Raw genomic sequence first — 4,288 nt, 5'->3', positions numbered from 1 at the left:
TAACATCGATAGGGTTCGTTTTGATAAGACCTAGCTCAAGCCAATCTTGCAAGAAATCAACTGACTTAAGGATTTGACTCTTTGGAACATTCCCCACATCTATGTCCATTGCCTTAAGCCGCAGACCAAAAGGGAGTGCAGTTTTGCCATCAAACCCAGGATCACGGATTATGAGCCAAGTCTGTGTGTCTCCATCTGGGACAACAGAAGAAAATGTAACACTTTTTTGTCCAGGAAATACAGTCACTCCGCCCTCATAATACGCATTCTGTGCGGAATTAAGGAAAGATATAGCAGTTGGCGCTGTTACTTCATCAAAATCACAGGTAACAGTAAGTGTCTGCCCTCCTTTAACATCCATGGGGTTCGTTTTGACAAGACCAAGTCCAACCCAATCTTGCAATAATCGGACAGGCCTCTTCTCATCTTGAGATTGTCCCTTAATTCGAACAGGTGTTCCCTTTTTACCTAGGATGATTTTGTCGGCTTCTTCCATTGCAAAAACGGAAGTTGTCCCTAAAGAGAAACACAAAGCGGTAGAAAGTAACAATAATTGAGTCGTACGCATCATTTTTAACACTCCTAACTAACAAACAAACCATTACTACAGTACATGTAAGAAACTAATATTTATTTTCAAGATGAACTATTGAAATTATTATCATAACGTTCGATATTTAAACTTAAAAATAAAATATATGTATTATAAGACGTAAAGAATTGTAATTCTCTTTTCTGAAGCACGATCTCTTACATATTCACCACAATAACACACTCACGCCTTTATACAATATGGCCAAATAACATTCAAAAAATTGATTGACAACTTCCCTTTCTGAGGATAAGAATGTGATAACTAATTTTTGCATTGCAGCTATGTTATTATTAGGACAGTCGATATAAAAAGGAAAAAAACAATGCTTCAAAGCCCATTAAAACCCCGGTGGCTGAACTGGGAAAACCTATGCCTTAAGGTCGCGTTCGAGCAAAAGATTCAACTTAAAATTATTGCGGTAGCCTTAGAAAAAAGCGTGACGTCTGTAAGTAAAAAAATTAGAAAACTTGGATTAAGAAAAGAAAGCTCAAAACCTGGACGTCTCAAAGGAGACACCTATTTCCCCAATTGGGAAGAAAGAATTCCGCTCGATTTTGAAAAAATGGCCGAAATTATTTCGCAACATGCGCCCCTTAAGCACACACAGAAATCGCATTTAGCTTCACGCGCACGCTGTTGGACAACGACACCACTCCCTTCCCACTTGAGGCGCCTTAACAAAAAAACGCCCACTTATTCTCTTGCTTTTTCCCCTTCACAAACCTCCTTAAAAGGAGATGGTTTGAAAACATTCCGCAAACCAACGTTATCCACAGAACCTCTTTATGTATCTCTTTGCCATATAGAGGAATGGGCCATGTCAAAAGGCTTCCATCAAGTCAAAAATGTTTTGCGAGAACAAGGCCTTTTCTATTGGAAAGAAGGAAAATATTTTTCAAAAGCTCAATTGCTTGTCTATGTTAACAGACTTCGCCTTGAGAAAAAACTTCAACCACTCCATTTATACGAGGAAGAAACAAAGATCTAAGAGCTGAAGACAGCGTCAACAACACCCGTGGTCTGCATGAACCAATACTCTTTTACTCCACAGAATACTCCCCATAAAGAGAGCGAGGCACAGGTAGAGAAGATACTCATACCCATAGAAAGCAGACATACTCATACCAATAGCCGCCCCTATAGCCAACTTAAAGGGCATCCATTTCCCATGGTGGGCATAGATTTGATAAGCCATCAGCCCCAAGGTAAGGACGGCAAAAGCAATCATAATGGGAAAGAAAAGCTCATGAATATTCCCAAGCTCAATGCCAACAATACTTAAAAGACCTGCATAAAGAGGCAGACACATGGGACAAACAGCACAAGACAACAAAGAAAGAACCATTGTCCCCGTGCCGCTAAACACATCACTCCAGCGTTTCATGATTTACATCCTTTCCATATTTATAAAATAAGGAGATGTTTCTTTTATTTCAAGAGAAATGGTTGGCAAATGTTTGTTGATCATAGAAATCATTGAAAAAATGTGATATTCATCCACCATTATCTCTAGGGAGATCGTCATGACTTTAGTTGAATCAATCTATCGCTTTTTCGGCTGGTGGATTATTAATATTGATATGTTTTTCTTGGTTCTTCTTCTGGGAGGAGGAGGGCTTTTAGTCTTCAAAAAGAAAAGATGGGGCAAACGCCTGATCATTATAAGCTGCAGCGGATTTGCCTTCTTTGGTATTGTTCCTGTAGGCCTATGGACTCTCGAACAACTTGAAAATCGATTTCCAAAAGTTGAGAAAATTCCTTATGACGCCAAAGGAATAATCTTTCTAGGAGGAAGTTTTGATGCCCTTACCAGCCGTGGCCGAGGAGAAACCTCGTATAATTTGGCTGGGGGACGTTTTGTCCACTTGGTTCAACTTGCCCGAGCCTATCCTCATCTTCAAATTGTGTGCACAGGAAACTCTTTTGAAGCAGAAACAGCAAAAAAGGAACTTCTAGCCTTGGGAATAGATCCCTCCCCTATCCTTTTTGAAGGAGATTCAAAGGATACAAAGGGAAACGCTCTTAAAACCGCTGAGTTGATTCATCCTCACCCACAAGATAAATGGGTCCTGATGACATCAGCCTATCACATGCCTCGATCCGTAGCTCTTTTTCGCAAAGCAGGATTTAACATTATTCCCTATCCCGTTGATTATCATACCCCAGGAAACTATGAGCCCTGGTTTTTTATCGGTCTTAAACTTAACCTTGATGCGTGGCATGCGAGTGCGCGAGAATGGTTGGGAATGGTTATCAACTATATCATGGGCCGCTCGGACGAGATCTTTGCGAAAGTGCGCTAGAAATTAAAACTCTCCTCTTTTTTGGTTGAAATCTTCGTCTTCAGGCAAAAAAGATTTTAATCCTTGTTAAAACATCTAACCTTTTTAATAGTTTCTTAAAACATAGCTGCTATCGTTGGCTGAGTCTTAGAACAAAATTCTCTGACTCTTTAATGACGAGGAATTGAAGAAAAGCACAGTTTAAAAAAGGATAGCTCTCATGGCCCAGAAAGCACTTATACTCTTAATCTTAGGAACCTTTTTCAATTCTGTTCTGCCCTCTGTGGGATGGACACAAACATGTGACTCACCCCGACCGGATTGTAACGTAACCTGCCCCTCATCTAATACAGCTGATTCTATACAAATGACTTGCAATAAGAACTCCACTTATTATGCATGTAAGGGAGGACGCCCGGTCCTTTCTAACTGCATATGTCCATCGAATTATCAGCTTACAATAGAAAACGTTAATGAGGGTTCTCCTTTTGATCAACCTAACCATCAAGTACCTACCATAAAAGCAAGCTGTAATCCATCTAGTGGCGGTGAACAGAATATTCTCCCAGAGGTTTCTAAGAAGGCTCCTTCTTTCTCCATCAGTCCAAAACAATAGAGATTTTACAAATAGATAGATTTGAAAAATCCACAATTTTGTTGATATGAAGGACTGCAAATAAGTCAATGAAGAGTTCAAGGGGAAACGTTCTGAAAACCGCTGAACTGATTCATCCTAAGACGGAAGATAAATGGGTATTGGTAACGTTTGCCTTTCATAAGCCTCGATCCGTCGGTCTTTTCCGAAAAGCTGGATTTAAATCCTGTTGATTATCATTCGCCTGGCAACTAAAAGCCCTGGTTTTTATAGGCCTCAAACTTAATCTTGCTGCATGGACTTTCGGTTCCCTTCCCATTCTCTTTTTAAAATGAAATTAATTAAATCTAAATATTTTAATGATTTAATGGAGAGATAACTTAAAATAAAAATCATAACAACATTGAAATAAAAGGATGGGTTATGAGCAACAATCGATCTTCTTCTTATGAAACAACCATTTTATCCGTCCGTAAAGGAAATGAGGTTGTCATCGCTGGTGATGGTCAAGTTACCATAGGGAACTTGCTTTACAAATCCAATGTAAGCAAAGTACGACGCCTTGGTAAAGGTGATGTGGTTGCAGGCTTTTCAGGATCCATCACTGATGCTCTTATCCTTTTTGATCAACTTGAAGATAAGCTTAAGAAAAATCCGCATCAATTAATTAGTATTTGTGTAGATCTGGCCATGGATTGGCACAAAAACCCCATCCTTCCGCATCTTGATGTCATGATGGCGGTTGTAAACAAAACACATTCTCTTGTTCTCACAGGAAGTGGCGATATTTTAGAGCCTGAGGATGGGCTCATCAGC

At 39.6% G+C, this 4,288-nt stretch carries 6 protein-coding genes; 4 read left to right on the top strand and 2 right to left on the bottom strand.

Annotation, left to right across the window (positions count from 1 at the left end; all coding sequences use genetic code 11):
- Window positions 1-571: hypothetical protein (locus HYX58_00040; protein MBI2774388.1), on the bottom strand; the 571-nt coding region annotated here is incomplete at its 3' end.
- A gap of 346 nt (window positions 572-917) precedes the next feature.
- Here HYX58_00040 and HYX58_00035 point away from each other — a divergent pair.
- Entirely contained in the window at window positions 918-1,583 is a 666-nt protein-coding gene (locus HYX58_00035) for a hypothetical protein (GenBank protein ID MBI2774387.1), read from the top strand.
- Between the two features lie 15 nt (window positions 1,584-1,598).
- Here the strand turns inward: HYX58_00035 and HYX58_00030 are convergent, their stop codons facing one another.
- Entirely contained in the window at window positions 1,599-1,979 is a 381-nt protein-coding gene (locus HYX58_00030; GenBank protein MBI2774386.1) for a hypothetical protein, read from the bottom strand.
- A gap of 139 nt (window positions 1,980-2,118) precedes the next feature.
- On the opposite strand from HYX58_00030, the gene HYX58_00025 reads away from it, so the two are divergent.
- The 3 genes from HYX58_00025 to hslV form a co-directional block, all read left to right on the top strand.
- Complete coding sequence (locus HYX58_00025) at window positions 2,119-2,898, top strand: YdcF family protein (protein ID MBI2774385.1); 780 nt, start codon at window positions 2,119-2,121, stop codon at window positions 2,896-2,898.
- Window positions 2,899-3,561: 663 nt separating this feature from the next.
- Window positions 3,562-3,705, top strand: a complete 144-nt coding sequence (locus HYX58_00020; GenBank protein ID MBI2774384.1) for a YdcF family protein — start codon at window positions 3,562-3,564, stop codon at window positions 3,703-3,705.
- 190 nt (window positions 3,706-3,895) lie between these two features.
- On the top strand, window positions 3,896-4,288 hold a 393-nt coding region (gene hslV, locus HYX58_00015; protein ID MBI2774383.1), incomplete at its 3' end, for an ATP-dependent protease subunit HslV.

This window comes from Candidatus Dependentiae bacterium, from assembly GCA_016191325.1.
Taxonomy (GTDB): domain Bacteria; phylum Babelota; class Babeliae; order Babelales; family JACPOV01; genus JACPOV01.
This window is presented reverse-complemented; position numbering and strand designations above follow the sequence as displayed.

Bases quoted from the DNA above. Each gene is read 5' to 3' on its own strand.
- HYX58_00035 (MBI2774387.1), top strand. From the start codon at position 918: ATGCTTCAAAGCCCATTAAAACCCCGGTGGCTGAACTGGGAAAACCTA.
- HYX58_00030 (MBI2774386.1), bottom strand. From the start codon at position 1,979: ATGAAACGCTGGAGTGATGTGTTTAGCGGCACGGGGACAATGGTTCTT.
- HYX58_00025 (MBI2774385.1), top strand. From the start codon at position 2,119: ATGACTTTAGTTGAATCAATCTATCGCTTTTTCGGCTGGTGGATTATT.
- HYX58_00020 (MBI2774384.1), top strand. From the start codon at position 3,562: ATGAAGAGTTCAAGGGGAAACGTTCTGAAAACCGCTGAACTGATTCAT.